29 protein-coding genes are annotated in these 21,998 nt (G+C 65.0%); 7 read left to right on the top strand and 22 right to left on the bottom strand.

Annotation, left to right across the window (positions count from 1 at the left end):
* Nucleotides 1–22 precede the first annotated feature (22 nt).
* The 6 genes from L0C59_RS08745 to L0C59_RS08770 are packed head-to-tail and all read right to left on the bottom strand — an operon-like array spanning nucleotide 23 to nucleotide 5,884.
* On the bottom strand, nucleotides 23–679 hold the full coding sequence (locus tag L0C59_RS08745; RefSeq protein ID WP_243090977.1) for a hypothetical protein: 657 nt from the start codon (nucleotides 677–679) through the stop codon (nucleotides 23–25).
* A 9-nt stretch (nucleotides 680–688) separates the two neighbouring features.
* On the bottom strand, nucleotides 689–1,168 hold the full coding sequence (locus L0C59_RS08750; RefSeq protein WP_243090978.1) for a flavin reductase family protein: 480 nt from the start codon (nucleotides 1,166–1,168) through the stop codon (nucleotides 689–691).
* Between the two features lie 13 nt (nucleotides 1,169–1,181).
* Nucleotides 1,182–1,976: an inositol monophosphatase family protein gene (locus L0C59_RS08755; RefSeq protein ID WP_243090979.1), complete on the bottom strand. Its 795-nt coding sequence runs from the start codon at nucleotides 1,974–1,976 to the stop codon at nucleotides 1,182–1,184.
* 7 nt (nucleotides 1,977–1,983) lie between these two features.
* Nucleotides 1,984–2,598, bottom strand: coding sequence for a phosphoribosylanthranilate isomerase (locus L0C59_RS08760; RefSeq protein ID WP_243090980.1), 615 nt, complete (start codon nucleotides 2,596–2,598; stop codon nucleotides 1,984–1,986).
* Nucleotides 2,599–2,621: 23 nt separating this feature from the next.
* Complete coding sequence (locus L0C59_RS11140) at nucleotides 2,622–2,858, bottom strand: Uma2 family endonuclease (protein ID WP_279232635.1); 237 nt, start codon at nucleotides 2,856–2,858, stop codon at nucleotides 2,622–2,624.
* A 53-nt stretch (nucleotides 2,859–2,911) separates the two neighbouring features.
* On the bottom strand, nucleotides 2,912–5,884 hold the full coding sequence (locus L0C59_RS08770; protein WP_243090981.1) for an adenosylcobalamin-dependent ribonucleoside-diphosphate reductase: 2,973 nt from the start codon (nucleotides 5,882–5,884) through the stop codon (nucleotides 2,912–2,914).
* A 174-nt stretch (nucleotides 5,885–6,058) separates the two neighbouring features.
* Between L0C59_RS08770 and L0C59_RS08775 the strand changes: the two genes are divergently transcribed.
* Nucleotides 6,059–7,366 (top strand): MiaB/RimO family radical SAM methylthiotransferase, encoded by a 1,308-nt coding sequence (locus L0C59_RS08775; RefSeq protein WP_243090982.1) that lies wholly within the window; start codon nucleotides 6,059–6,061, stop codon nucleotides 7,364–7,366.
* 9 nt (nucleotides 7,367–7,375) lie between these two features.
* The gene (locus L0C59_RS08780; protein ID WP_243090983.1) at nucleotides 7,376–7,699 is read left to right on the top strand and encodes a histidine triad nucleotide-binding protein; all 324 of its coding nucleotides are present in this window, start codon (nucleotides 7,376–7,378) and stop codon (nucleotides 7,697–7,699) included.
* On the opposite strand, the gene L0C59_RS08785 is transcribed toward L0C59_RS08780, so the two are convergent.
* Nucleotides 7,680–8,447, bottom strand: coding sequence for a metallophosphoesterase (locus L0C59_RS08785; RefSeq protein ID WP_243090984.1), 768 nt, complete (start codon nucleotides 8,445–8,447; stop codon nucleotides 7,680–7,682). The genes L0C59_RS08780 and L0C59_RS08785 overlap by 20 nt on opposite strands.
* On the bottom strand, nucleotides 8,447–8,875 hold the full coding sequence (locus tag L0C59_RS08790) for a bifunctional nuclease family protein (RefSeq protein ID WP_243090985.1): 429 nt from the start codon (nucleotides 8,873–8,875) through the stop codon (nucleotides 8,447–8,449). Before L0C59_RS08790 ends, L0C59_RS08785 begins: the two co-directional genes overlap by 1 nt.
* A 22-nt stretch (nucleotides 8,876–8,897) precedes the next feature.
* Here L0C59_RS08790 and L0C59_RS08795 point away from each other — a divergent pair, with 22 nt between their 5' ends.
* The gene (locus tag L0C59_RS08795) at nucleotides 8,898–9,434 is read left to right on the top strand and encodes a phosphoribosyltransferase family protein (RefSeq protein ID WP_243090986.1); all 537 of its coding nucleotides are present in this window, start codon (nucleotides 8,898–8,900) and stop codon (nucleotides 9,432–9,434) included.
* 8 nt (nucleotides 9,435–9,442) lie between these two features.
* Nucleotides 9,443–9,970 carry a type I phosphoribosyltransferase gene (locus tag L0C59_RS08800; RefSeq protein ID WP_243090987.1) on the top strand — a complete coding sequence of 176 codons (528 nt, stop codon included), beginning with the start codon at nucleotides 9,443–9,445 and terminating at the stop codon, nucleotides 9,968–9,970.
* Here L0C59_RS08800 and L0C59_RS08805 read toward each other — a convergent pair.
* Both L0C59_RS08805 and L0C59_RS08810 read right to left on the bottom strand, forming a co-directional pair.
* Nucleotides 9,965–10,621 (bottom strand): HAD family hydrolase, encoded by a 657-nt coding sequence (locus L0C59_RS08805; protein ID WP_243090988.1) that lies wholly within the window; start codon nucleotides 10,619–10,621, stop codon nucleotides 9,965–9,967. The two genes, L0C59_RS08800 and L0C59_RS08805, sit on opposite strands and share 6 nt — an antisense overlap.
* 37 nt (nucleotides 10,622–10,658) lie before the next feature.
* On the bottom strand, nucleotides 10,659–11,180 hold the full coding sequence (locus tag L0C59_RS08810) for a 5-formyltetrahydrofolate cyclo-ligase (protein WP_243090989.1): 522 nt from the start codon (nucleotides 11,178–11,180) through the stop codon (nucleotides 10,659–10,661).
* A 75-nt stretch (nucleotides 11,181–11,255) separates the two neighbouring features.
* Here L0C59_RS08810 and L0C59_RS08815 point away from each other — a divergent pair, with 75 nt between their 5' ends.
* Nucleotides 11,256–11,483 (top strand): FmdB family zinc ribbon protein, encoded by a 228-nt coding sequence (locus L0C59_RS08815; RefSeq protein WP_243090990.1) that lies wholly within the window; start codon nucleotides 11,256–11,258, stop codon nucleotides 11,481–11,483.
* Between the two features lie 35 nt (nucleotides 11,484–11,518).
* Here L0C59_RS08815 and L0C59_RS08820 read toward each other — a convergent pair whose 3' ends face one another.
* Genes L0C59_RS08820 through L0C59_RS08835 form a run of 4 tightly spaced genes read right to left on the bottom strand, consistent with a single transcriptional unit; the run spans nucleotide 11,519 to nucleotide 13,787 of the window.
* Nucleotides 11,519–11,968, bottom strand: a complete 450-nt coding sequence (locus L0C59_RS08820; protein ID WP_243090991.1) for a DUF192 domain-containing protein — start codon at nucleotides 11,966–11,968, stop codon at nucleotides 11,519–11,521.
* Between the two features lies 1 nt (nucleotide 11,969).
* Nucleotides 11,970–12,455: a DUF192 domain-containing protein gene (locus L0C59_RS08825; RefSeq protein WP_243090992.1), complete on the bottom strand. Its 486-nt coding sequence runs from the start codon at nucleotides 12,453–12,455 to the stop codon at nucleotides 11,970–11,972.
* A gap of 7 nt (nucleotides 12,456–12,462) precedes the next feature.
* Nucleotides 12,463–13,062: a dTMP kinase gene (gene tmk / locus L0C59_RS08830; protein WP_243090993.1), complete on the bottom strand. Its 600-nt coding sequence runs from the start codon at nucleotides 13,060–13,062 to the stop codon at nucleotides 12,463–12,465.
* A complete protein-coding gene (locus L0C59_RS08835; RefSeq protein ID WP_243090994.1) occupies nucleotides 13,059–13,787 on the bottom strand; it encodes a Nif3-like dinuclear metal center hexameric protein in 729 nt (242 codons plus the stop codon). Before L0C59_RS08835 ends, tmk begins: the two co-directional genes overlap by 4 nt.
* Before the next feature lie 65 nt (nucleotides 13,788–13,852).
* On the opposite strand from L0C59_RS08835, the gene L0C59_RS08840 reads away from it, so the two are divergent.
* A complete protein-coding gene (locus L0C59_RS08840; protein WP_243090995.1) occupies nucleotides 13,853–15,661 on the top strand; it encodes a S9 family peptidase in 1,809 nt (602 codons plus the stop codon).
* 49 nt (nucleotides 15,662–15,710) lie between these two features.
* On the opposite strand, the gene L0C59_RS08845 is transcribed toward L0C59_RS08840, so the two are convergent.
* The 6 genes from L0C59_RS08845 to L0C59_RS08870 are packed head-to-tail and all read right to left on the bottom strand — an operon-like array spanning nucleotide 15,711 to nucleotide 17,985.
* Nucleotides 15,711–15,977, bottom strand: coding sequence for a DUF3467 domain-containing protein (locus tag L0C59_RS08845; protein WP_243090996.1), 267 nt, complete (start codon nucleotides 15,975–15,977; stop codon nucleotides 15,711–15,713).
* A complete protein-coding gene (locus L0C59_RS08850) occupies nucleotides 15,974–16,324 on the bottom strand; it encodes a roadblock/LC7 domain-containing protein (RefSeq protein WP_279232632.1) in 351 nt (116 codons plus the stop codon). Before L0C59_RS08850 ends, L0C59_RS08845 begins: the two co-directional genes overlap by 4 nt.
* A 13-nt stretch (nucleotides 16,325–16,337) precedes the next feature.
* Nucleotides 16,338–16,667 (bottom strand): roadblock/LC7 domain-containing protein, encoded by a 330-nt coding sequence (locus L0C59_RS08855; protein ID WP_243090997.1) that lies wholly within the window; start codon nucleotides 16,665–16,667, stop codon nucleotides 16,338–16,340.
* The gene (locus L0C59_RS08860; protein WP_243090998.1) at nucleotides 16,655–17,065 is read right to left on the bottom strand and encodes a roadblock/LC7 domain-containing protein; all 411 of its coding nucleotides are present in this window, start codon (nucleotides 17,063–17,065) and stop codon (nucleotides 16,655–16,657) included. The genes L0C59_RS08855 and L0C59_RS08860 overlap by 13 nt, the downstream gene beginning before the upstream one ends.
* A 16-nt stretch (nucleotides 17,066–17,081) precedes the next feature.
* Nucleotides 17,082–17,666, bottom strand: a complete 585-nt coding sequence (gene recR, locus L0C59_RS08865; protein ID WP_243090999.1) for a recombination mediator RecR — start codon at nucleotides 17,664–17,666, stop codon at nucleotides 17,082–17,084.
* A gap of 1 nt (nucleotide 17,667) precedes the next feature.
* The gene (locus L0C59_RS08870; RefSeq protein ID WP_243091000.1) at nucleotides 17,668–17,985 is read right to left on the bottom strand and encodes a YbaB/EbfC family nucleoid-associated protein; all 318 of its coding nucleotides are present in this window, start codon (nucleotides 17,983–17,985) and stop codon (nucleotides 17,668–17,670) included.
* 30 nt (nucleotides 17,986–18,015) lie between these two features.
* On the opposite strand from L0C59_RS08870, the gene hemB reads away from it, so the two are divergent.
* Nucleotides 18,016–18,996: a porphobilinogen synthase gene (gene hemB / locus L0C59_RS08875; protein ID WP_243091001.1), complete on the top strand. Its 981-nt coding sequence runs from the start codon at nucleotides 18,016–18,018 to the stop codon at nucleotides 18,994–18,996.
* 1 nt (nucleotide 18,997) lies between these two features.
* Here hemB and L0C59_RS08880 read toward each other — a convergent pair whose 3' ends face one another.
* Together L0C59_RS08880 and L0C59_RS08885 are read right to left on the bottom strand one after the other, a co-directional pair.
* On the bottom strand, nucleotides 18,998–20,203 hold the full coding sequence (locus tag L0C59_RS08880) for an MFS transporter (RefSeq protein ID WP_243091002.1): 1,206 nt from the start codon (nucleotides 20,201–20,203) through the stop codon (nucleotides 18,998–19,000).
* 41 nt (nucleotides 20,204–20,244) lie between these two features.
* Nucleotides 20,245–21,996 carry a hypothetical protein gene (locus tag L0C59_RS08885; RefSeq protein ID WP_243091003.1) on the bottom strand — a complete coding sequence of 584 codons (1,752 nt, stop codon included), beginning with the start codon at nucleotides 21,994–21,996 and terminating at the stop codon, nucleotides 20,245–20,247.
* Between the last annotated feature and the right edge of the window lie 2 nt (nucleotides 21,997–21,998).

The raw sequence follows: 21,998 nt of genomic DNA on the forward strand, positions 1-21,998 counted from the left end.
AAGGCGCGGAAGTCCCTTGGGGTTATGCCCTATGGAGGTTTTGACGTGTACATAGCCCTCGGTCTGTCTGTTTGATAAATTCTCTGGTTACAACTTGACGCACTTGGTGCTGTGAAGGGCGCAGGTAAACGCCTTTGGCTATCCTAACGCTAATCCCGAAGCCCGAGGAAGTGTAACTTCTCTCTGTTTTGTATTCATATAAGGGCACATTTTCTTCTACCCAGACAGGCTGCTCGCCTTTTTGTAGAATAAATGGAATAGATCCTTGGATGCTTACGTTAGGAAGACGACCTTCCTGTAGATACGCTAAAATCGTAGCTTTCTTCAAGGTGTTAATTGCCGGAGTAATCCTTTCATAGGCCTTTTCGGTAAGCAATTGTGTCGCTTTATGGAGGACCAGTATCTCGGCTTCCGTTAGCACATGGTCCTCCAGGGCTTTGTTTAGAGCCTTAGGGAAAAGTTCGGCAACTATCTCGGAGATCTCTTCGGTACTCACAAAGGATTGCTGGGCTCTAGTCTCAGCAATCTGAAGGTCTTCGAGCTGATGTGATTCAAAGAGGGCTCTCTGTAAACGTAAGCGTATTTCTTCTAAACCTTTTTTGTGTGTTGACTCGCACTCGGGATGCGCCCTTGCAAACCAGCTCGCAGTTGGTTGCTTACAGTATTTGCACCTAGGCATAAGCAGAATTTACCCCCCGTAGAACCACCCCGTGTCCCACATGACCAGGGGCTTGTCCTCGTAGTGTACCCCGGCCTCCACCACCTCGGCCACCACCAGGCTGTGGTCCCCGCCCTCGTAGAGGTGGCGCACCTCGGCCTCGAGCCAGTAGGGCAGCTCGGTGAGGAGGGGAAGGCCAAAGGTGGGGGAGGGTTCAAAGGGATGGCCGTTTAGGGTGTTCCCCTCCCGCACCGTGGGTTTGAAGAAGTCCTGGGCGATGGGCTTCTGGTCCTGGGCCAGGGTCATGAGGGCCAGCTTGCCCGTGCGCTGGATGAGCTCGTGCAGGCGGCTGTCCCGCTTAACCCCTAAGGCGATGAGGGGAGGGGTGAAGGAGGCCTGGGTCACCCAGTTCACGGTGCCGGCGGCGTAGTCCTCCCCGTTCTTGGCCGTGAGGATGTAAAGGCCATAGGTGAAGCTCCGCAGGACTTTCTTTTTGGCCTCGAGGTCCATACCGCCTTTCATTCTAGCCCTGGGCTAGAAGGGTTTGGATAAGGGCCTCGTGGATGTGCCCGTTGGTGGCCACGATGTAGCGGTGCCCTAGGCGGTAGGGCTTCCCCTCCAGGTCGGTGACCTTACCCCCAGCCTCCTCCACGATGAGCCAGCCTGCAGCCACATCCCAGGGATTCAGCTTCACCTCCCAGAAGCCCTCCAGCCGCCCGGCGGCCACATAGACCAGGTCCAAGGCCGCCGCCCCTGGCCTGCGCACCAGGAGTCCCTTGGACAGGGCCCGGTGAAAATAGGTGAGGTTTTCCGGGTCCTTGGCCACATCGTAGGGGAATCCCGTGGCGAGCAGGCTTCCCAAAAGCTCCTTCCGCTTTGTGACCCGGATGGGCCTGCCGTTTAAGAAGGCACCTTCCCCCCGCACCGCGTAAAAGGCCTCGTCCCGGCTGGTGTCCAGCACCACCCCCACCTGGATATGCCCCTCCACCTCGAGGGCAAGGGAAACCCCATAGAAGGGAAAGCCATGGGCGTAGTTCACGGTGCCGTCCAGGGGGTCCACGATGAAGCGCAGGGCCTTTCCCCCCTCGCTTCCCCCCTCTTCCCCCAAAAAACCCGCCTCGGGGAAGCGGGAGAGGAGGAGTTCCTTGATGGCTTCCTCCGACTCCCGGTCCGCCTGGGTGACCAGGTCGGTGGGGCCGGACTTGGTTCCGTGGGTGAAGCCCTTGGCCTGGTAATAGGCGTGGATGCCCTTGGCCAGATGGGCGGCTTCCAGCATGGTTTCCAGATAAGGGAAGTAGGGGTGCTTCCGGCCAATCACCTCCCCATCATACGCTGGAATCCCATACCCTTCCCCTGGCGAAAAGGGCCCTTAGCTTGGCCTCGTCCTTTATCCCCGGGGCCCTTTCCACCCCGCTGGCCAGGTCTATGGCGTAAGGCCTGAGGGCCAAAACCTCCTCCAGGTTTTCGGGGGTTATCCCGCCAGCCAGGATGATGCGCTTTCCCGTTTGCAAAAGGGGTTTGGCCCAGTCCCTCGGGTAGGTTTGGCCGCTTCCTGGAGCCTTGCCGTCCAAGAGAAGGGCGCCTGCGGGGTACTGGGCCCAGCCAGGATCCGCAGGGCCGGCGAGAGGAAAGGCCTTGATGACGGGAAAGTACCTGCCGATGGCTTCTGCCCACTCCGGGGGCTCCTGGCCATGGAGCTGGACCACCTGGAGCCGGGCCTTCTCCATGATGGGAAGCACCTCCTCGGGGCCTTGGTCCTGGAAGACCCCCACCCTTACCACAAAGGGGCCCAAAGCCTCGGAGATGGCCCGGGCCACCTCGAGGGCCACCCGCCTTCTGGAGCCTGGGGCAAAGACAAACCCCACGGCGAAGGCCCCCAGGGCCTCCGCCAGAAGGGCGTCCTCCAACCGGGTGATGCCGCAGATCTTGATGCGGGTCAAGGCAGGATCTCCCCTACCTCCAATTAAACCTGAGGGAAGGCCCTGGGGTATAGGGTGTCCTCAGGGCTTGGCTCCCGCACCCCCGGGTAGGCTCCTCCCGGGGGATCCCGGTAGACCTCCACCCCCTTTCCCTCCAGGCTCTCCAGCCAGACCTCGGGAATCCCGGCCTGGGCGTGGAGGGGAAGCTGGACCTGGCGGTCATGGGCTTGGGAAGCCTTGGACCCCTGGATTGCCCTGGCCTCGAGGAGGCCGGCCCTCAGGGTAACGGCCCCACCAGGGGGGCTGGTGGGGCCAGGACACCCTTACCTAGGTCTTAACCGCACTTGGAGTAGCCGCAGGCCTGGCACTTGTAGCATCCTTCCTCCCGCACCAAGGCCTTTTCCCCGCAGACCGGGCAAGGGATGGCCCCCGGCAGGGACAGGCTACCTCCCGATAGGGAGGGGACCTCCTCCAGCTTTGCCTCCTCCTTAAGGGCCTCTCCCCGCAAGCTAGCCCCGCGAGGTAGCCCCGCAAGGGCTGACTCGGGGCTGGCCAAGGCCTCGGGGATGGTCTCCAGGGCCACGGCAATGAGGTCCGCCTTGCTGGAGACCAGCCTGCCCCCGTAGGTGCCATAGAGGCCCCCGTTGATTCCCCTTAGGGTCCTCACGATGGCCTCCGGGGGCACCCCGTACTGGAGGGCAATGGAGACCACCCGGCCCAGGGCCTCGGAGTCGGCGTTGGCCTCATCCCCCGCCTTCCCCGAGGTGAGGATGACCTCTATGGGCCTTCCTTCCAGCATGTTCACCGTGACCAGGAAGCTCCGCTTGCCCCCGTCGGGGGAGAGGAGCTTGACCATGTCGGTGAAGCCCATGAGCCTGCCCGGGCGCTCGTACACCGGGCCCTCCGGCTTCCTGAGGATCTGGGGGGAGGCCGCTTTGGGGCCCCCAGCCCCCAAATGAACCGCCCTCGCCTCCCCTTTTACCTCCTTTACCTCCGCCTTCTCCTTCTTCTCCTCCTTTACCTCCTTCTTCACCGTGAGCACCTGGAACTCCCTCGAGCCGTCCCGGTACACGGTGATCCCCTTGCACCCCGTGCGGTGGGCTTCCAGGTAACAGGCCTCCACTTCCTCCACGGTGGCATGGTTGGGCAGGTTGACCGTCTTGGAAAGGGAGTTCCCCGCGTACCCTTCGGCGTCAAAGGCCCGCTGGACAGCTCCTTGCATGCGCACGTGGTCCAGGGGGTGGATGTCGTGGGCGCACTCGAAGACCTGGCGGATCCCCTCAGGGACGAAGGAAAGCCCCTTCACCGAGCCGTGTCCGTCCTCCTGGATGGCGGCGACGATCTTCTCCCAGTCCCACTTTCCCTCCTTCTCGTAATCGGGATGGGGCGGGTAGGCCTCCATCATTTCCACAAAGAGGGGGTGGAGGAGGGGCTTGTACTCCCCGCCGATCCTGCGCCACACGAAGGGGCTGAACACGGGCTCGATGCCGCTACTGACCCCCATGAGCATGCTGGTGGTGCCCGTGGGGGCCACGGTGAGGAGGGCTACGTTGCGCCTGGGCCTGATCCCTAAGGCCTCAAAGTACTCCCGGTGCTCCTCGTAGAGGGGGAAGACCCCCCTCTCCTTCGCCAAGGCCTCCGAGGCCCTGATGGCCTCCTCCCGCATGGCGGACATGATCTCGTAGACCTTCTCCCTGGCCTCTTCCGAGGAGTAGGGGAGGCCCATCTTCATGAGGGCGTCCGCCAGGCCCATCACCCCAAGGCCAAGCCTCCTGAGCTTTCTGGCCGCCTCCTCGTTGTCCTTCAGGGCGAACCGGTTCACGTCCAGGACGTTGTCCAGGAAGCGCACCGCCGTGTGGACGTCCCTACGGAACTCCTCCATCATGAAGGCCCCATCCTTCACGTAGGCGGCGAGGTTTAAGGCCCCTAGGTCGCAGGGCTCGCCCACGGTTAGGGGAATCTCCCCGCAGGGGTTGGTGGAGCGGATCTGGTACCTGGGCCCAAGCCCCTTCAGGGCGGAAAGCTGGTTGATGCGGTCCACGAAGATAAGCCCCGGCTCCCCCGTGGCCCAGGCGTGCCAGGCGATCTCGTGCCAGAGCCAGCGGGCGGGGACCTGGCCCCCGAAAAGGGGAACGGGTTTAGCCCCGTCCTCCCGCTCCGGAAGGTTGGGGATCTGGCCCCTGTAGGTGCCTTCTAAGGGATAGGGGTAGTACTTTCCCGGCACCTCAATGGGGGTCACGGGCCAGAGGGCGTCCTCCTCGAGGGCCTTCATAAAGGCTTCAGTGACCAGGACGGAGATGTTGAAGGTGGAGATGTCCCCCTCGGCCTTTTCCCGGTCCAGGTCCTTGGCGGTGAGGAAGTCCAGGAGGTCGGGGTGCTCTATGGAAAGGGTGGCCATCCCTGCCCCCCGGCGGGTCCCGCCCTGGCGCACCACCCGGAGCACCGGGGCGTACACATACCGTAGGGTGGCCACGGGCCCCGCTTCCTCCCCTCCCAGGGCGGCCCACTCCAGGAAGTTGTCAAAGATCTCCACAAGGAAGCTTACCGGGCCAGAGCTGGTACCCCCAGAGCCCCGGATGGGGGCTCCCTCAGGCCGAAGGAGGGAGAAGTCCACGTGGGGTGAAAAGCCCTTGCGGGCCAGGTCCGCGGCCTTTTGGGCGGCGTCCACGATGCCCCCCATGTCGTCGGGCACCTGGATGGCTTCCGGGGGGGGCTCCTTGACGATCTGGACCCCGTAGCCTTCCGCCAAGGCCCTAAGCTCAGGGGAAACCTCCCCGTAGACGATGCGGGCGAAGTTCTTCAGGGCGATCTCCTCCTTTTCCCCTTCCGGGTTGGTGGGGGGGCGCATGAGGCCCCGGATGAAGTCGGCCACATCGGGGTGGCGGGCGGAGAGGTAGGCCACGCCTCGCACCGCCCGGCGCTGGCGGTTCCCCTTGGAGCGGTAGGGGTCCAGGTTGACCCCGTTGCCCCCGCCCACCTTGGTGACCAGGGCCAGCTTTTTGGCCACCTCCATGATGCCGGCGAAGCTTTCCGGTGGGTTCTCGGTGGCTCCCTGCACGAAGCAGTTCAGAAGGTTGCCGTGGGCGGTGCCGGCCCCCGCCAGGATGCGCCCCCCGGGGGAGAAGCGCTTGGAGGCCATGAGATGGTAAAACTTTTCCTCCCAGAAGGCGCGGTCTTCCGGCTTCTCCACCTTGGCGATCTCCCGGGCCACCCGGCGGAACATGCCCAGGATGTCCCCATCCCCCTCCTGCAGATACTGGCGTTTGGCGATGGCTTGGGCGTGCTCATCAAAGAAATACCGTTCCATAAATCCTCCGGCTCATTCCACCAGACAAAACCGCCAGCCCCAGGGACATTCCCCCATATCTTGGGGCGGACGAAAGTGATGCTACAATCTCTTGGGCTTTCACCGCAAGTGGGGAGAATCACACTCTACCCCCGGTTGTTGACTTGACCCCCCTAGCCTACCAGAATGGGAAGGATGCGCGCGGCCTTCCGCACCTTAGGGTGCAAGGTGAACCAGGTGGAAACCGAGGCCCTTTTGGGCTTCCTCAAGGCCCTGGAGCCGGAGGTGGTCCCCCTCGAGGAGGGGGCGGACTTGGTGGTCATCAACACCTGCGCGGTGACCACCACCGCCGAGGCCGATGCCCGTAAGGAGATCCGCCGGGCCAGGAGGGCCAACCCCCAGGCCTTCATCGTGGTCACGGGATGCTACGCGGAGCTTTCCCCAGAGGAGGTGCGGGCGCTTGGGGCTGACGCCGTGGTGCCCAACTCCCGCAAGGCGGAGCTTCCTCGGGTGATCCTGGAGCGCTTTGGCCTCCCCTCTGACCCCATCACCACCCCCCCCAACGAGTTCTGGGGGGCGGGGGAGAGGGGGCTTCTCAATAGCCGGGTCCGGGCCTTTCTCAAGGTGCAGGATGGCTGCCAGGTGGGCTGCGCCTACTGCATTATCCCCCGGCTACGGGGCAAGGAGCGCCACCGGGACTATCGGGATGCCTTACAGGAGGCGGAGACCCTCTTAAGGAGGGGCATAAGGGAGATCGTGCTCACGGGGGTGCGGCTTGGGAGTTACCGGGGCCACCCCAGGGGCCTTGCGGGTCTGGTGGAGGACCTGTACCACCTGGGGGCCAAGGTGCGGCTTTCCTCCATCGAACCCGAGGACACGGGGGAGGATCTCCTTCGGGTCATGGCCCGGTATGCCCCTGGGATCAGGCCCCACCTGCACCTTTCTCTGCAGACGGGTTCGGACCGCCTCCTGAGGCTTATGGGCCGCCGCTACGACAAGGCCTACTACCGCCAGCTGGTGCAGAGGGCCTACGAGCTCATCCCCGGCTTTGCCCTCACCACGGATGTCATCGCCGGCCTTCCCACGGAGACCGAGGAGGAGCACCGGGAAACCCTGGCCTTTCTGGAGGAGCTTAAGCCCACCCGGGTCCACGCCTTCACCTATACCCCCCGTCCCAAGACCCGGGCAGCCTCCATGCCCCAGGTGCCGCCGGAGGTGCGCAAGCGGCGCACCAAGGAGATCATCGCTTTGGCCCAGCGTCTCGCTGAGGAGCGCATTAAGCCCAAGCTGGGAAGCCAGGTGGAGGTTTTGGTGGAGAGAGTCCAAGGGGGCCTTGCCCTCGGCCACACCCCGGACTATTACGAGGCCCGGCTTGCCGGCCTTGCCCGGCCTGGGGATACGGTTTGGGCGCGGGTGGAGGGGGCCGAGGGGTACACCCTTTTAGGCCGGGTGGAAAGGGTAGAGCAGGAGCCCTCGCTTCCCTTGGAACTGCCTATAAGGTAGACTGTTCCCATGGAGTGCGTGTTCTGCCGCATCATCGCCGGGGAGCTACCCTCCCGGAAGGTCTACGAGGATAAGGACTTCGTGGCCTTTCACGACATAAGGCCCAAGGCCCCGGTGCACGTGCTGGTGGTGCCCAAGGAGCACATAGAGAAGCTTTCCGACTACCCCGACACGGAAGAAGGGGAGCGGAAGCTTGGGGCCCTCTTCCGCACCGCCAACCGGGTGGCCCGGGCCCTGGGCCTTCAGGGCTACAAGGTCCAGGTGCACGTGGGGGAGAAGGGAGGCCAGGAGGTCTTCCACGTGCACGTGCACATCATGGGGAGTCCTGCTTGAGGACGAATCGGTCCAGCACCTGGCCGCCTGGATCTAGGGCGTAGCCCAAGAGGCTTTCCCCTTCCACCTCCAGGAATAGGGCATGGTGGGCCACCACCAGGGCCCGGGTGTATGGGGAAGGGGGCTTGGTGGGGTAGAGGCTCGCCCCACCTCCGCCCACCACCAGGTGGGTGGTATAGCCCACCTGGAGGCGTTCGTAATGGTGGTCGTGGCCTGCCAAGACCAAGGGTACCCGATGTTGGCGTAAAAGGGGCTCGAGGAGGCTCCGTAGGCCGGGGCTTCCTCCATGGAGCCCCGAGGAGTAAAGGGGGCGGTGGAGGACCACTACCCGCCAAGGCGCTTGAGCGCGGCTAAGGGCCTGGGCTAGCCAGGCCCGCTGGGCTCTTAGGTCTCCCTCCGTGTAGAGGATGAGGAACTCTATGGCCCCCAGGCGCACGTGGTAGTAGGGCCTTTCCAGGTGGAAGCGCTGGAGTTGCTCCTCTAGGTGTGGGGCGTCATGGTTGCCAAAAGCGGGGTAGAGGGGCACGGGGGGGAGCTCCTGGAGGAAGCGTTCCACCACCTGCCCCCGGGGATAGAAGTTGTCCCCCGCGGTGAAGAGGGCAGCCAAGGGCTTGCGGGCATGCTCAGCCCGAAGCAGGCTGGCCACCTGGGCGCGGCCCAGGGTGTCCTGGCCCCAATCCCCTATGACCGCCACCCGCTGGCCAAAGGCCAGTCCAAGGGAAAGAAGGAGGAAAAGGAGCTTACGCACTAGGCTTCAGCGGCCCCGTGGGGCTTTAAGCTGGCCTCCTCCACCCCAGCCCTTTCCACCACCTCCTCGGCCACCAGGATGGGGGCCCCGGCCCTTAGGGCTAGGGCCATGGCGTCGGAGGGCCTTGCGTCCACCTCCAGCTCGATGCCCCGGTGCTCCAGGATCAGGCGGGCGTAGAAGGTGCCGTCTCTTAGGTCAATGATCTCCACCCGTAGCAGTTTGCCTTGGAGCATTTCCATTACGGATAGCAGGAGGTCTGGGGTTAAGGGACGGGGGGGTTTCTCCCCTTGCAGGGCCACCACGATGTGGTGGGCCTCGAGGGGACCGATGACGATGGGGAGGAGCTTGTCGTTCTCCGTCCTGAGCAGGACCACCACGCTCCCGTTCTGGGGGTCCACGCCCAGGGTCTCAATCTTGGCGTTCAGCATATCTTGAGTATAGACTAGCGGCGTGAGGACCTACCCTGTGGAGATCGCTGGGGTTCGGCGCGAACTTCCCATCGTCCAGGTGGGGCCGGATGTGGCCGTGGCCCTTTTGAACCTTCTGGGGGACACTGAGCTCACCGAGGCCGCCGCCGAGGAGCTGGCCAAGCGCCTACCCCCTGAGGTGGAAACCCTGGTCACCCCTGAGGTCAAGGCGGTACCCTTGGCCCACGCCCTTTCCCGGATCGCCAAGAAGCCCTACGTGGTGGCCCGGAAGACGGAGAAGCCCTACATGATCAACCCCATAAGCCGCCAGGTGCTCTCCATCACCACGGGAAAGCCCCAGCTTCTGGTGCTGGATGGAGCGGACATCCCCCTCATCCGGGGGCACAGGGTGGCCATCGTGGACGATGTGGTCTCCACGGGTTCCACCCTTTCGGGGCTCCGGGAGCTCATCGAGAGCGTGGGGGGCCAGGTGGTGGCGGTGCTGGCGGTCTTCACCGAGGGCACGCCCCGCCAGGACGTCATCGCCCTAGGCCACCTGCCCCTCTTCAAGCCGGAATAGGAGGTCTTATGGAAACCTATCCCATCACCATCGGCGGCGTTACCCGTCACGTGCCCCTTATCCAGCCTTTGCCAGGGCGGCGCATCCCCCTGGTGGAGTTCTTGGGGGACCCCGAGCTGGTACGGGCCGCGGCCCAGGCCCTGAAGCCCTTGGTGCCCGCAGGCACCGAGGTGCTTTTCACCACGGAGACGAGCCCGATTCCCCTGACCCATGTGCTGGCGGAGGAGATGGGCCTACCCTACGTGGTGGCGAGAAGGCGGCGCCGGCCCTACATGGAGGATCCCATCATCCAAGAGGTCCAGACCCTGACCCTGGGGGTAGGGGAGGTTCTTTGGCTGGACCGGCGCTTCGCCGAAAAGCTCCTTAACCAGAGGGTAACCCTGGTGTCCGATGTGGTTTCCAGCGGGGAAACCATGAGGGCCATGGAGCGGATGGTGCTCCGGGCAGGAGGGCGGGTGGTGGGACGGATCGCCGCCTTCCGCCAAGGGGCTCCGGCCCTGGATGTGGCCACGGTGGCCGAGCTCCCGATGTTATAGCAAACCCCTTGTGGACGCCTTTCCGCTCTGAGGGCTGGGCTCCCAGATGAGGTATACAGCGGCTTGAAGTCCGAGGCTCGAGGCCACCTCCACGTTCTCCGGGTCGTCGTCCAGGTAGAGGGTTTCCTCAGGAGCTAGGCCAAGGCCCTCGAGGGCCATCCAAAACGCCCTGGGATCCGGCTTGGCTACCCCCAGGGAGCAGGAGGCGAAGAAACCGTCCACATACCGGTCTAGTCCGTGGTAGGCCAGGCTTTCCCGCAAGCTTGGCAAGGTGTTGGAGAGCACGCCCACCTTGAGCCCCTGTTCTTTTAAGCTCCGGAGAAGGGCTTCCGCCCCAGGGGCTTGGCGCATGAAGTGGTAGTAGCGCCAGGAGTGGAGTTCCCCCGATGCCGAGGATTTTCCGGAGCCGGAAAGCCCAAGCTCCGCGGCCACCTTTTGCACCAGGGAGTTCCAAAAAAGGGCTTCCTCCTCGAGGGTGCGTACCCTAAGGGTACGGACGGCCTCGTTGATTTCCCGCTCCGCCCGGGCCAGAACCGCCAGGGTCTTTTCCAGGCCAGCCCCGTGGATGGAAAACTCCAGGGCCTTCTTGTAAAGGGCTTCCTCGTCCATGAGGAGGAGAACCCCATCCCGGTCCAAAAGGGCTCCCCGCATGGGCCTAAGTGTAGCATCCCCGGGCCTGACCCAAGGGTCATTTGCCCAGAAGCACCCCTTCCTCGGTGGCCAAGGAGTTGACCGGCACGTCCCAAGGGTCCCGGGGAAGGCGGGGAAGCAGGAGGGCTTTGGGGATGACCCCCAGCTTCTCGGCCCGGACCGTGGCCAGGAAACGGTCGTAGTACCCCTTGCCGTGCCCCAGGCGGTAGCCTTCCTGGTCGAAGGCCAGTCCCGGAATCACCAGGAGGTCCAAGACCCCGGGGTCCACCGCCGGGGTGGTGGGTTCCAGGAGGCCGAAGGGTCCGGGGGCCAGGGGGCCCAGGGGATGAACCGTAAGCCCTGGGCCAGCCACTTTGGGCAGGTAGTAACGGGCGGGGTAAAGGTGGGTAAGGGAGAGGAGGTCCAGCTCGTGGGGCAGGGGGTGGTAAAGGAGGATGGCGCGGAAGCCCCTGGCCTTAAGCCAGGGCAGGAGGACCTCCACCACCTGCTGGGAAAGGCGTGCCCGGTCCAGGGTTCGCCAAAGGCGGAGGCAGTGACGGCGCAAGGTGGGCTTATCCACGGGGGGAGGGTACCACTCCACCCCCTTGACACTCAAGGTAGTTGAGTGTCAAAATACCCAGACAGGAGGGTAGGTATGCCGGTCTACGTCTACAAGGGCCTGGAGACGGGCAACTACTACGAGTTCGAACAGGGCTTCCACGAGGAGCCCCTCAGGGCGCACCCGGAAACCGGCGAGCCCTTGAAGCGGGTCATCACCCCTCCCGCCATCATCTTCAAGGGCTCGGGCTGGCACGTGAAGGACTACGCCAAGAAGGACTCCAGCTCCCAGCCGGAAGGCGGGGAGTCCAAGGATAAGGAGTGAGGGCTTAGGTTCCGACCCCGGGCCTAGGCCCGGGGTTAGTGTTGCACCCGGTCCCCCGGGGAGAGGTCTAAAAGCCCCTCCCGCACCTCCAGTATCCCCCGGTAGGCAAGGCCGGGGGCGTAGGTCTCCCCGGGCTGGACCCGGCTCACCTTGAGCACCCGGCCTTTGGCGTCCAGGAAGGCCAGGAGCACGGGAAAGCGGTAGCCTTCCGTGTTGAAAGGGGCGTCGGTGGCCTCGGGAAATAGGTAAAGAAGGGCCTCGAGCTCCTCCTTCCGCACCCCCAGGCCCCGGCTCCAGGCCTCTGGGGTGCGGGCCAGGCGGGCCTGGAGCACCCTTTGACCCTGGGCTGTTTCCACCACCACCCTTTGGGGTGGGGGAGGGGTTTGCAGCCTTCTGGCGGCGAGCAGGTAGCCCATGAAGGAAAAGACGGAGAGGACGATGAGTAGGGCAAAGGCCACCAGGGGAAAGAAGGGATTCCGTTCCACCTTACCTCGGCCAGAGCCTCAAGGCCTCGCCCCCCACCCTGGCCCCGGGGGTGAGGCCACGTTTTTGGAACCAGCCTTGGTTCACCTCGAGGGCCCCCTGGTACACCACCCCGGGGTAGTACACGGGGCAGGGGTCTTTGCGGCAGGGCTCCATGTCCAGAATGCGGAGGATCACACCTTGACGGTCAAAGAAGGCGATGGAAAGGGGAATGAGGGTGTTCTTCATCCAAAAGCCCCCGGCCGTGGGGGTAGGGAAAAGGAAGACCATCCCCTCGTCTTCCCCCAGGCTTTTGCGGAACATGAGGCCCTGGGCCTGGCGCTCGGGAGTGTCCGCCACCTCCACCCTGAGGGGGTAGCGCTTGCCTCCTTGCTCCACGAAGAGGGTGCTTTTGGGGAAGGAAAGACCCTGGCCTAAGGCCCAAAGCCCCAGGGCAAGCCATAGGGCTAGGCTGAGGCCAGGCCGCCAAGGGGGAGGGGAAAGGCGCATAGGGCCATTATGGCAGAAGGGGAAGGAGGCCAAGGCGGAGGGCCGCCTGGACTTCCTCCACGGGACGGGTGGCATCCAGCACCCTAAAGCGCTCGGGCTCCTCCGCCGCCAGCTTTAGATAGCCTTCCCGTACCCGCCCAAAGAAGGGGAGGCCCATCCTTTCCAGGCGGTCAGGAAAGGGGACCCGCTTAAGGGCCTCCTCCGGGGGTAGGTCCAGGAGGAAGGTGAGGTGGGGTTTTAGGCCCAAGGTGGCCTCCTTGGCCACTTCCTTAAGCCAAGGGAGGGGAAGGCCCCTGCCATAACCCTGGTAGGCCAGGCTGGAGTCCAGGTAGCGGTCGGAGATAACCCAAAAGCCCTCCTCTAGGGCGGGAAGGATCACCTTGCGCACGTGCTCCGCCCGGTCGGCGCTGAAGAGGAGGTACTCGGCTTCTGGGGAAAGGGACTCACCCGTTAGGAGAAGGTCCCGCACCCCGGGAAGCCCCCCGCCGGGCTCCCGGGTCAGGCGCACCGGGATCCCTTTGCCCTCCAGGAAATCGGAAAGGAGCCTGGCTTGGGTGGTTTTGCCTGAGCCATCCAGGCCCTCGAGGGTGAGAAAGATGCCCTTCATAAGCCCGTGGGGTGGTCCAGGAAGACCCAGGGCAGGCCGAAGCGGGCCTCCAGGTGCTGGGCCAGGGCTTTGACCCCGAAGACCTCGGTGTCGTAGTGACCGGCGTAGATGACGTTTAGGCTCCGCTCAAAGGTCTCGTGGAAGACGCTATGCTTGGGTTCCCCGGTGATGAAGAGGTCCGTGTCCACCTGGCCTATCAGGCCGGCCGCCCCGCCGGACACGATGGTCACCGTTTCCACCAGGCCCTTGCCCCCTTGGTGGACCAAAGGCTGCATCCCGGTGAGCTGGCCCAGCATGTCCGCCACCTGCACCAAGGGGGTGGGAAGGGGGAATCGCCCTCTTACCCCCACGTCAAAGGGTTCCACCCCCACCAGGCCCAGGGCCCTGGCCAGCTGGTGGTTGTTGCCCACCTCGGGGTGGGCGTCCAGGGGGAGGTGGGCGGCATAGAGGTTGATTCCTCCCCGAAAGAGGAGTTCCAAGCGGCGCTTGTGGTGGCCCACGATGGGAAAGGGTTTGCCCCAGAAAAGGCCGTGGTGGACCAGGAGGAAGTCCACCCCCTCCTCGAGGGCCTTCTGGAAGATGGCCTCAGCGGCGTCCACCGCCGCCCCCACCTTGCGCACCTCCTTTTTCCCCTCCACCTGCAGGCCGTTTAAGGAGACGTCCTGGGGGAAGTCCTTCAGGCGTAGGTACGTGTCCAGGTAGCGCACCAGCTCATCCCGGTCCATGGCGCCCAGCTTACCGGAAAGCCGGGCTTGGGGACAGGCGAATGACCGGTCAGTATTATGGGGGCATGGAGCCGCAAATCCTCTTTAAGCTCCGCTTCCTTTCGGACCTGACCCCTGGCCCCGACGGCTTCCCCCTCTTCCTGCTCACCGATATCCAGGAGGGGGATCCCCCCCGGTACCGCTCGCGCCTGGTCCTTTTTGACGGCGCCTTGCGCTTGCTCACCCAGGAGGAGGCCAAAAAGCCCCGCTATGCCCATCCTTACGTCTACTTCCTGCGCAAGGTGGGGGAGGCCCAGGAGCTTTTTCGCCTGGACCTGAGGGGTGGGGAGGCGGAGAGGCTTACGGAAACCCCGGGGGTCTTGGACTACGCCGTGGGTCCTGAAGGGGAGGTGGTTTTCCTGGCCCTGAAGGAGGCTCCCAGGCCGGGTAGCCCCCGCACCTACGAGGGATGGCCCTTCAAGTTCGACGGCCGGGGCCTCCTCCCCGAGGGGAATGTGGCCCTTTATGCCCTCGAGGGGAGCCGAAAGAGGCTTCTTCTGGACCGCTATCCTGCTCCCAAGGAAATGGTACCCTCCCCCGAGGGGCTTTACCTGGTGATGGCCGAGGATGTGCAGGCCCAGGCGGAGTGGCGGGACACCCTCTACTTGCTTGGGGAAGGGGGGCTACGAAGGGTCTACGGTGGCTTTGGCCCCATCTTCGCCCTGGAGTGGAGCCCGGAAGGGCCCTTCTTCCTGGGCCACGCCTTTGAGCACGGAGGGGGCACGGAGGCCCGGCTTTACCACCTGCGCGGCGGGGAGGCCCGGGTTCTCCTTGAAGGGAGCCTGCACAACTCCATCAACTCTGATCTCCGCCACGGGGCCCATATCCAAGGGCCCAGGTGGGCCGGGGATGGGGTCTACATCGTGCGCACGGAGGAGGGGACGGGAAGGCTTTACCGGGTGGGCCTCGAGGGGGAGGCCGAGGCCCTGCCCATAGAGGGGAGTGTCCTTTCCTTTGCCCTCACGGAGCGGGGCCTCTTCCTCCTCACCGAGGACTTTACCCACCCGGCCCGGCTTTGGGGTCCCTTAGGGGTCTACGACCCCAACGAGGGGGTTTCCCTGCCCCTGGCCGAACCCATCTACACCGAGTGGCCGAGCCCGGAGGGGCACCGGGTGCCGGGGTGGGTCCTGCTTCCAGAAGGGCCAGGCCCCCACCCGGTCATCCTTTACATCCACGGGGGGCCCCACACCGCCTTCGGGCGGGCGCCCATGCTGGAGCTCCAGCTTTTCCGGCAGGCGGGATATGCGGTGGCCTTCGCCAATCCGCGGGGTTCCACCGGCTACGGCCAGGACTTTGCCCTCCTCCAAGGGGAATGGGGGGAGCGGGACGAGCGGGACCTCCTGGGTTTTTTGGACCATGTCCTGGCCCATTTCCCCTTGGATCCTGGCCGCGTGGGGGTGGCGGGGGGTAGTTACGGGGGCTACATGGTGAACTGGCTTACCGCCCGCCACCCGGAACGCTTCAAGGCGGCGGTCACCGACCGGAGCATCGCCAACTGGTTCAGTTTCTTCGGGGCCAGCGACATCGGTCCCCGCTTCGCCTTTATGGAGCTTAGGGCTAGGCCCTGGGAGAGGCCGGAGGTGCTTTGGGAGAAAAGCCCCCTGCGCCATGTCCACCGGGTGCGGACGCCCACCCTGGTGGTCCATTCCGAACAGGACCACCGCTGCCCCATAGACCAGGGGGAAACCTGGTACACGGCCCTCCTCCACCTGGGGGTTAAGGTGCGCTTTTTCCGCGTTCCCGAGGAAGGGCACGAGCTTTCCCGCTCCGGCAGGCCAGACCGGAGGATCGCCCGGCTCCAGGCCTACTTGGACTGGTGGCGGGAAAACCTCTAGTACCTACCCCGCCCTGGCAAAGCCAGGGCGGGGAGTCCCGCCATCCCCATTAGGCCTGGCTCTCGGCCACGGGCTCGGGAATGGGGCCGAAGACTTCCTCGTACCGGGCTACGTTTTCCGCCAGGCTCCGGAGAAGGGCCTTGGCGTGCTGGGGGCTGGTGATCACCCGGCTGACCACCAGGGCCCCGCCCTGGGGTTGCAACAGGGCGAAGTCCAGGATGAACTCGTTCTTGGTGTGGGCGATGAGGGCCAGGTTGGTGTACCGGCCCAGGGCCACCTCCTTGTCGATTTGGATATCCAGTTTCAGCTCGCTCATCTAAGGGCCTCCTCCAACTTGGGTACGGTCCTCTTCAAGGCCAGGCGTACCCGCCCCAGGCTTCTCACGCTGTCCAGGAGAAGGAGCAGGTGATAGCCGGGAAGGGGCACCAGTAGCAGGGCCCCCTCGGGGTACTCTACCATGACCTCCTCCACCCCTTCCTGGCCCAGGATCTGGGCCAGGGCCTTGGCGGTGCCCAAGACCGTGGCCGCCCGGGCGGAAAGAAGGCTGGCCTCAGGGGCCTCCGCCTCCCGGGCCTCCTCCACCACAAACCCGTCCTCGCTGAGGAGGGCGGCCACCCGTACTCCCCTGGTGGCCTTGAGTTCCTGTAGGGCTTGTTCCACCATGCCTCCTTAGCCGTCAGAGGTTCTGCACCCTGAGGGCGATGCGGGAAAGCTCCTGTCCGATGGCCTTGCGGTCCATGCCCCGCTCCACCACCGCCCCCAGGATGTACTCCCCTACCCGTAGGGCCAGGATTTCGTGGGTGTCCGTGGCAAGGGTAAACCGGCGCACCTCCCCGGAGAGGGCTTCCGCCAAGGGGGTCATGTGCCGCACCAGGGAGGCCAGCTCCGCCGCCAGCACCTCCGCCGGGGGGCTTCCCCGGCCCAGGGCCTCGATGACCAGGCCGTCCAGGCCCGTGAGCACCGCCCGCTTAACGCCAAAGGGGGTCAGGCTCTCTAGGTAAGCCATCCCGCCACCTCCGCCAGCCTATCCGCCGCCTTGGCTGTCTGCACGCGGGCCTGGCCCAGGTTGGCTTCCGGCCCCAGGAGGAGAAGGAGGAAAAGCTCCTCGTGTCCCTGGCCTCGAGGCGAGGGTCCCTGGGGTCCTGGGCCTATCCTGCGCACCACGCGGGCATAGCCTACCACGGGATTACCCCCCACCAAAAGCTCGTGCACCCGGGAGGTGCCCAGGCTTGCGGCATAGGCGGCCTTGGCCTGGCGCAAAAGGGCGGCGTGTTCCGCCACCGCCGCCTCGAGGTCAAGCCGCCTGCGCCTGGCCCCTTCCACCAGGAGCCCGTCCAGGGTGCCAATGGCGGCGGCAAGGGCTCCTTCCACCTGGTCCAGGAGGTGTTGCAAAAGCTCCTCCATACCCCTTCCCCGGCGCCTAAAGGGATTTTCTCCCCTCCAGCGCCCGGCCCAAGGTTACCTCGTCCACGTACTCCAGGCTTCCCCCCACGGGGAGGCCATAGGCCAGGCGGCTGGCCCTGATCCCCCGGCGCTTGAGCTCCTCCGCCAGGAAGAGGGCGGTGGCCTCCCCCTCCACGGTCATGGAAGTGGCCAGGACCACCTCCTCCACCCCGGAAAGCCTGGCCCAGAGGCTTTCCAGGTTGAGCTCCTTTGGACCTACTCCCTCCAAGGGGTTCAAGACCCCACCCAGCACGTGGTAGAGCCCGTGGAACTCCCCGCTCCGCTCCAGGGCGTACAGGTCGGAGACCGTTTCCACCACGGCGATCACCGACCGGTCCCGGGTCTCGTCCTGGCAGATGGGGCAAACCTCCCCCTCCGCCAGGTTGCCGCAGACCCGGCAGACGCCCAGGGCCTCGAGGCCAGCCAAGGCCCTTTCCAGCTCCTCGGCCTCCTCCCGATGGAAGGCCAGGTGGAGGGAGAGCTTCTGGGCGGTTTTGGGGCCGATCCCAGGCAGGCGGGAGAGGGCACGGGCCAGCTTGAGGAGGCTTTCGGGGTACCTCATCCTAGAACAGTTTGCCCAGCATCTGCCCCACGCCGCCAAGCTCCCGGGCCATCTCCTTTTCCGAAAGCTCGTGGGCCTTCTTCTGGGCGTCCTGGATGGCCACCAGAAGGAGGTCTTCCAGGCCCTCCAGGTCTCCTTGGAAGCTCTCCAGCACCTCAGGCTTCAGGCGGACCGCCAGGATCTTGCCGTGCCCGTTGGCCTCCACCTCCACCAGGCCCTGGGCCGTGCCCACCACGGTCATGGTTTCCAGCCGCTCCTGGATCTCGGCGGCCTTCTTCTGGGCTTTCTGCGCTTCCTTCAAGAGCTTCTGAAGGTTCATGCTCCCTCCTCCCTGAGTATAGTGGAAGGCATGGAGCGCCCAAGGAGGCTGCGTTCGCCCCTCCTCCGGCCCTTGGTGGCGGAGGTGGAGCTTAGCCCAAGGCATCTGGTCCTGCCGGTCTTCGTGAAGGAAGAGGGGGAGCCGGAGGAGGTTTCCTCCATGCCCGGGGTCTTTCGGTATCCCCTGGCCCAGCTTTCCCGCCTGGGGGAGGAGGTGCTTAAGGCGGGCCTGGGCGGGGTGATCCTCTTCGGCGTGTTGCCCGAGGAAAGGAAGGATGCCCTGGGGCATGGGGCCTATGCGGAAGACGGGATCGTACAGCGGGCCATCCGCCTTCTGAAGGGGGAGTTCCCTGAGCTTCTGGTCATGGCCGACACCTGCCTTTGCGAGTACACCCATCACGGACACTGCGGGGTGGTGCGGGAAGGCCCCTTGGGGTTTTACGTGGACAACGACGCCACCCTGGAGCTTTTGGCCAAGACCGCCCTTTCCCAGGCCCAGGCGGGGGCGGATGTGGTGGCCCCCAGCGCCATGATGGACGGGCAGGTGAAGGCCATCCGGGAGGCCTTGGATGGGGGAGGGTTCCCCCATGTGCCCATACTTTCCTATGCGGTGAAGTACGCCTCCGCCTTCTACGGCCCCTTCCGGGAAGCGGCAGGGAGCGCCCCCCAGTTCGGGGATCGCACGGGTTACCAGATGGACCCCAGGGCGGGCCTTTGGGATGCGCTGAGGGAGGCCAGGCTGGATGACCTCGAGGGGGCCGATATCCTCATGGTCAAGCCTGCCCTCCCTTACCTGGACGTGCTCTTCGCCCTTAAGGGGCGGTTTTCCAAGCCCCTTTTCGCCTACCAGGTGTCCGGGGAGTACGCCATGCTGAAGGCGGCAGGCCAAAGGGGTTGGCTGGACGAAAGGAGGGCGGTTCTGGAAAGCCTGTACGCCCTAAGGCGGGCCGGGGCCCAGGGGATCCTCACCTATTACGCCCTGGAGGTGGCCCGCTGGCTGAGGGAGGCCTAGGTCAGATCTCTTGGGTTTGCCGGGCCTCCCGGGGTGCGGGAATGCCCCCGGTGAGAAGGGTGTAACCCGCCGCCAGGCTCACCAGGCTGCCGGCCAATAGGAAGATCATGGGGGCTCCCATCCATCCCTCCAAGGCCCCGCCCCACATGGTGCCCAGGAGGACGGCGGCGTTCATCACCGCGCCGAAGGCGGCGAAGATCCGCCCCCGCATCTCCTGGGGGGTGTTGAGCTGCAGGATGGACCGGGCGGGCACGATGAAGGCCATGTTGAGGAAGCCGCTCACGAAGAAGGCCAGGAGCACCCAGGCGAAGAGGGGGAAGGCCCCGATGGAGGCTTCAAAGAGGCCGTAGAGGAAAAGCCCCAAGAGGAAAAGCCTCTCCCTGGGGATGCGCCTTAGGAGATAGGGGATGGCGAGGCCTCCCAGGATGGCCCCTAGGGCCATGGCGGCTTCCATGAAGCCAAACCCCGCCGAGCCCACCCCGAGCCACTTGATGGCGAGGACCACCCCCAAAGCGGTTTCCACGGAGCCGAAGGCAGCGGCCACGAACAGGGTGCCCACCGCCCGGCGGAGGGCAGGGTGGCCTGCTAGGTGGCCGATTCCCTCCTTGACCCGGGTGAAGAAGCCCGCCTTGGGAAGCCTTTGTGGCCTTAGGGAGGGGAGGCCCAGGAGGATGAGCCCGGAGGCCAGGTAGGTGGCGGCGTCCAGGTAGAAGGCGAAGGCCGGCCCCACCGCCGCCACCAGTACCCCCGCGGCCCCCACGAAGAGCACCTCGGAAAGGCGGTCCGCCAGCAGGACCAGGCTGTTGGCCTCGTCCACTTCCTCCTTGGGGACCAGGTCGGGAACCACGGCATTTTGGATGGGGTCGTGGAGGTCCCGCAAAAGCTCGATCAGGAAGACCAGAAGGAGCAGGATGGGGAGGCTTTTGGCCCCCAGGAGGGGGATGAGGGCCACCAGAGGGGCCCTGAGGAGGTCGGACCATACCAGAAGCCGCTTGCGGTCTTGGGTGTCGGCCCAGGCGGAAAGCAAGGGGGAGAAGACCACGGTACCCAGGAGCTGGACCCCCAGGGTGAGGGAGACCCAGAGGGCGTTTTCCGTGAGCAGGTAGACCAGGACCAAAAGGGCCACCCGGTGCACCTTGCTCCCCGCCTGGGAGACCAGATAGGAGAGGATCAACCGGGCGAAGGCTTTGTGCCGTAAAGGTTTCATACTACCCCCTTGCTCGGGAGTATACCAGGAATGGCTTTGGGTCAAGGGTTTTCCATCACCAGGTACGCAAGCCGCCTTCCCTCCCGGGCCAGGATCACCATCTCCTCGGGGAGACGGTAGACCAGGAGGTCCTTGAGCCTTTGGGGCACCTCCCCCGCCTGGCCCACGTAAAGGACGTCCTCCTGGGGATCTTGGGAAGGGGCGTTCCTTGGGCGCAGGGAAAGGACGGTTTGCCCCACCTTGAGGGCCAAGGGTTCGGCCCCGATGGAAAGAAGGTGCACTTCTCCTCCTAGGGTTTCCCGGGTGGGGGGGCGGCGGCCCAGGTACTCCCTTAGGGCCGCCGCCAGGACCAGGGCTTCCTGCTCCTGCCCCAGGGCCTGGCCCACCTCCTGGAGGAGGGGGGTAGGGTCCGCCCCACCCAGGCGCTTCAGGGAGAGCTCCAAGACCTTGCGGGCAAAGTCCTGCAGGGCTTCCCAAGGGGCCTGGCGGTACTTCCCTGCCAGCTCGGGGCCAAAGGCCTGGGGGCTGAACTCCCCTTTTAAGCGGGCGGAAAGGGCCCTGAGGAGGCGTAGGTAGACATGGTCCTGGCTAGGGTTTAAGAGGAGGGCCAGCATCCGTCCCTCGGCCAGGAGCTCGTAAAGCTTGAGCCCGCTTCGCGCCTCGAGCCTCAGGTGGAGGAGCTCTCCCTCCCGCACCGCCAGGACCTCGAGGTCCTCCCATGGGATCACCAGGGTGTCCTCCAGCACATGGTCCTCCCCGCCCAGCCCCAGGTGCCACGTCCCCTCCACTTGGCTCAGGGTGAGGACAAGGGGGCCTAGGGGGATCCGACCTGGCCTTAAGGGCAGGGTGAGGAGGTTTTCCTCCCCCTGGCCGGGTTCGGGAACCCTGGGCCACGGGGTTTCCCCTTGGGGGGTGGGAAGGAGGTTCAAGAGGGCCAGAACCTTTTCCGCCGCCACACGGAAGCGGCGCCGTTCCTCTTCCAGGAGGAGCTCCCGCCGCCTTTCCTCTTGGGCCTCTTTCCTAAGGCGCTCTTCCAGCCGGGCGATCTCCAACGCGCTGGCTCCCAGGTTCTTGGCCTCCTCCAGGGCCTTTTTCAGGGGCAAAAGGTCCCGCTTGGGAGGGAGGCCGTAGGCTTCCTCCCACTCCAGGATGCGGTTCAGGAAGCGGCGGATGTAGGTGCGGGTTTCCTCGGGGGGCAAGGGAAGGTCCTGGGGCAGGTGCAGGGTGGTTTCCAAAAACTCCGTTACCAGGGCCTCGGCTACCTTGGGGTCCTCGAGGTCCATGAGGCTATCGGAAAGCGAGGGGATGGGCTGGGTAGGATGGAAGCGGGAGAGGTTGAAGTCCCGCTTGAAGGTTTCCTTTTCCCGGTACTCCAGGTAATTCCCCAAGAAGGCGTGGATGAGCCTGAGTTCCTCCCGCCTTCCCGTGAGGAGGTCCTTGGCCCGGGCCTTGACCTCCCGCTCTGCCAGGAGGCGCCACACCTTTAAGGCCATGGCCCGTAAGGGGGAAGGCTTTTCGGTGGGGGTGGGCTCCTCCAGGTTCTCCGGGGCCGGTGGGAGGAGGTCCAGGGGAGGGGTCTCCGCGGGTGGGGAAGGGTTAAGGCTTTGCCGCAGGGCCCGGAAGCGGGCATCGGCCTGGCGGAAGCGCTTGGCCAAGGGCCCTGGCAAGCGAGCTTGGATGAGGAAGGCCCTCAGTTGCAGGAGAGCCCTCTTGCCCCCTTTGGGGGTGCGGCCTAGGGCCAGGTCCTCCACCCGGTACTCGTAGAGGTCCACCAGGTCGGCCAGGTGTTCCACCC

The sequence above is a fragment of the Thermus neutrinimicus genome (assembly GCF_022760955.1).
Taxonomy (GTDB): domain Bacteria; phylum Deinococcota; class Deinococci; order Deinococcales; family Thermaceae; genus Thermus; species Thermus neutrinimicus.

Coding starts and splice junctions, on each gene's coding strand:
- L0C59_RS08870 (WP_243091000.1), bottom strand. CDS start 17,985: ATGAACCTTCAGAAGCTCTTGAAGGAAGCGCAGAAAGCCCAGAAGAAG.
- L0C59_RS08805 (WP_243090988.1), bottom strand. CDS start 10,621: ATGCGGGGAGCCCTTTTGGACCGGGATGGGGTTCTCCTCCTCATGGAC.
- L0C59_RS08775 (WP_243090982.1), top strand. CDS start 6,059: ATGCGCGCGGCCTTCCGCACCTTAGGGTGCAAGGTGAACCAGGTGGAA.
- L0C59_RS08850 (WP_279232632.1), bottom strand. CDS start 16,324: ATGGTGGAACAAGCCCTACAGGAACTCAAGGCCACCAGGGGAGTACGG.
- L0C59_RS08790 (WP_243090985.1), bottom strand. CDS start 8,875: ATGCTGAACGCCAAGATTGAGACCCTGGGCGTGGACCCCCAGAACGGG.
- L0C59_RS08860 (WP_243090998.1), bottom strand. CDS start 17,065: ATGGAGGAGCTTTTGCAACACCTCCTGGACCAGGTGGAAGGAGCCCTT.
- L0C59_RS08845 (WP_243090996.1), bottom strand. CDS start 15,977: ATGAGCGAGCTGAAACTGGATATCCAAATCGACAAGGAGGTGGCCCTG.
- L0C59_RS08780 (WP_243090983.1), top strand. CDS start 7,376: ATGGAGTGCGTGTTCTGCCGCATCATCGCCGGGGAGCTACCCTCCCGG.
- tmk (WP_243090993.1), bottom strand. CDS start 13,062: ATGAAGGGCATCTTTCTCACCCTCGAGGGCCTGGATGGCTCAGGCAAA.
- L0C59_RS08815 (WP_243090990.1), top strand. CDS start 11,256: ATGCCGGTCTACGTCTACAAGGGCCTGGAGACGGGCAACTACTACGAG.
- recR (WP_243090999.1), bottom strand. CDS start 17,666: ATGAGGTACCCCGAAAGCCTCCTCAAGCTGGCCCGTGCCCTCTCCCGC.
- L0C59_RS08770 (WP_243090981.1), bottom strand. CDS start 5,884: ATGGAACGGTATTTCTTTGATGAGCACGCCCAAGCCATCGCCAAACGC.
- L0C59_RS08840 (WP_243090995.1), top strand. CDS start 13,853: ATGGAGCCGCAAATCCTCTTTAAGCTCCGCTTCCTTTCGGACCTGACC.
- L0C59_RS08855 (WP_243090997.1), bottom strand. CDS start 16,667: ATGGCTTACCTAGAGAGCCTGACCCCCTTTGGCGTTAAGCGGGCGGTG.
- L0C59_RS08745 (WP_243090977.1), bottom strand. CDS start 679: ATGCCTAGGTGCAAATACTGTAAGCAACCAACTGCGAGCTGGTTTGCA.
- L0C59_RS08835 (WP_243090994.1), bottom strand. CDS start 13,787: ATGGACCGGGATGAGCTGGTGCGCTACCTGGACACGTACCTACGCCTG.
- L0C59_RS08825 (WP_243090992.1), bottom strand. CDS start 12,455: ATGCGCCTTTCCCCTCCCCCTTGGCGGCCTGGCCTCAGCCTAGCCCTA.
- L0C59_RS08750 (WP_243090978.1), bottom strand. CDS start 1,168: ATGGACCTCGAGGCCAAAAAGAAAGTCCTGCGGAGCTTCACCTATGGC.
- hemB (WP_243091001.1), top strand. CDS start 18,016: ATGGAGCGCCCAAGGAGGCTGCGTTCGCCCCTCCTCCGGCCCTTGGTG.
- L0C59_RS08880 (WP_243091002.1), bottom strand. CDS start 20,203: ATGAAACCTTTACGGCACAAAGCCTTCGCCCGGTTGATCCTCTCCTAT.
- L0C59_RS08800 (WP_243090987.1), top strand. CDS start 9,443: ATGGAAACCTATCCCATCACCATCGGCGGCGTTACCCGTCACGTGCCC.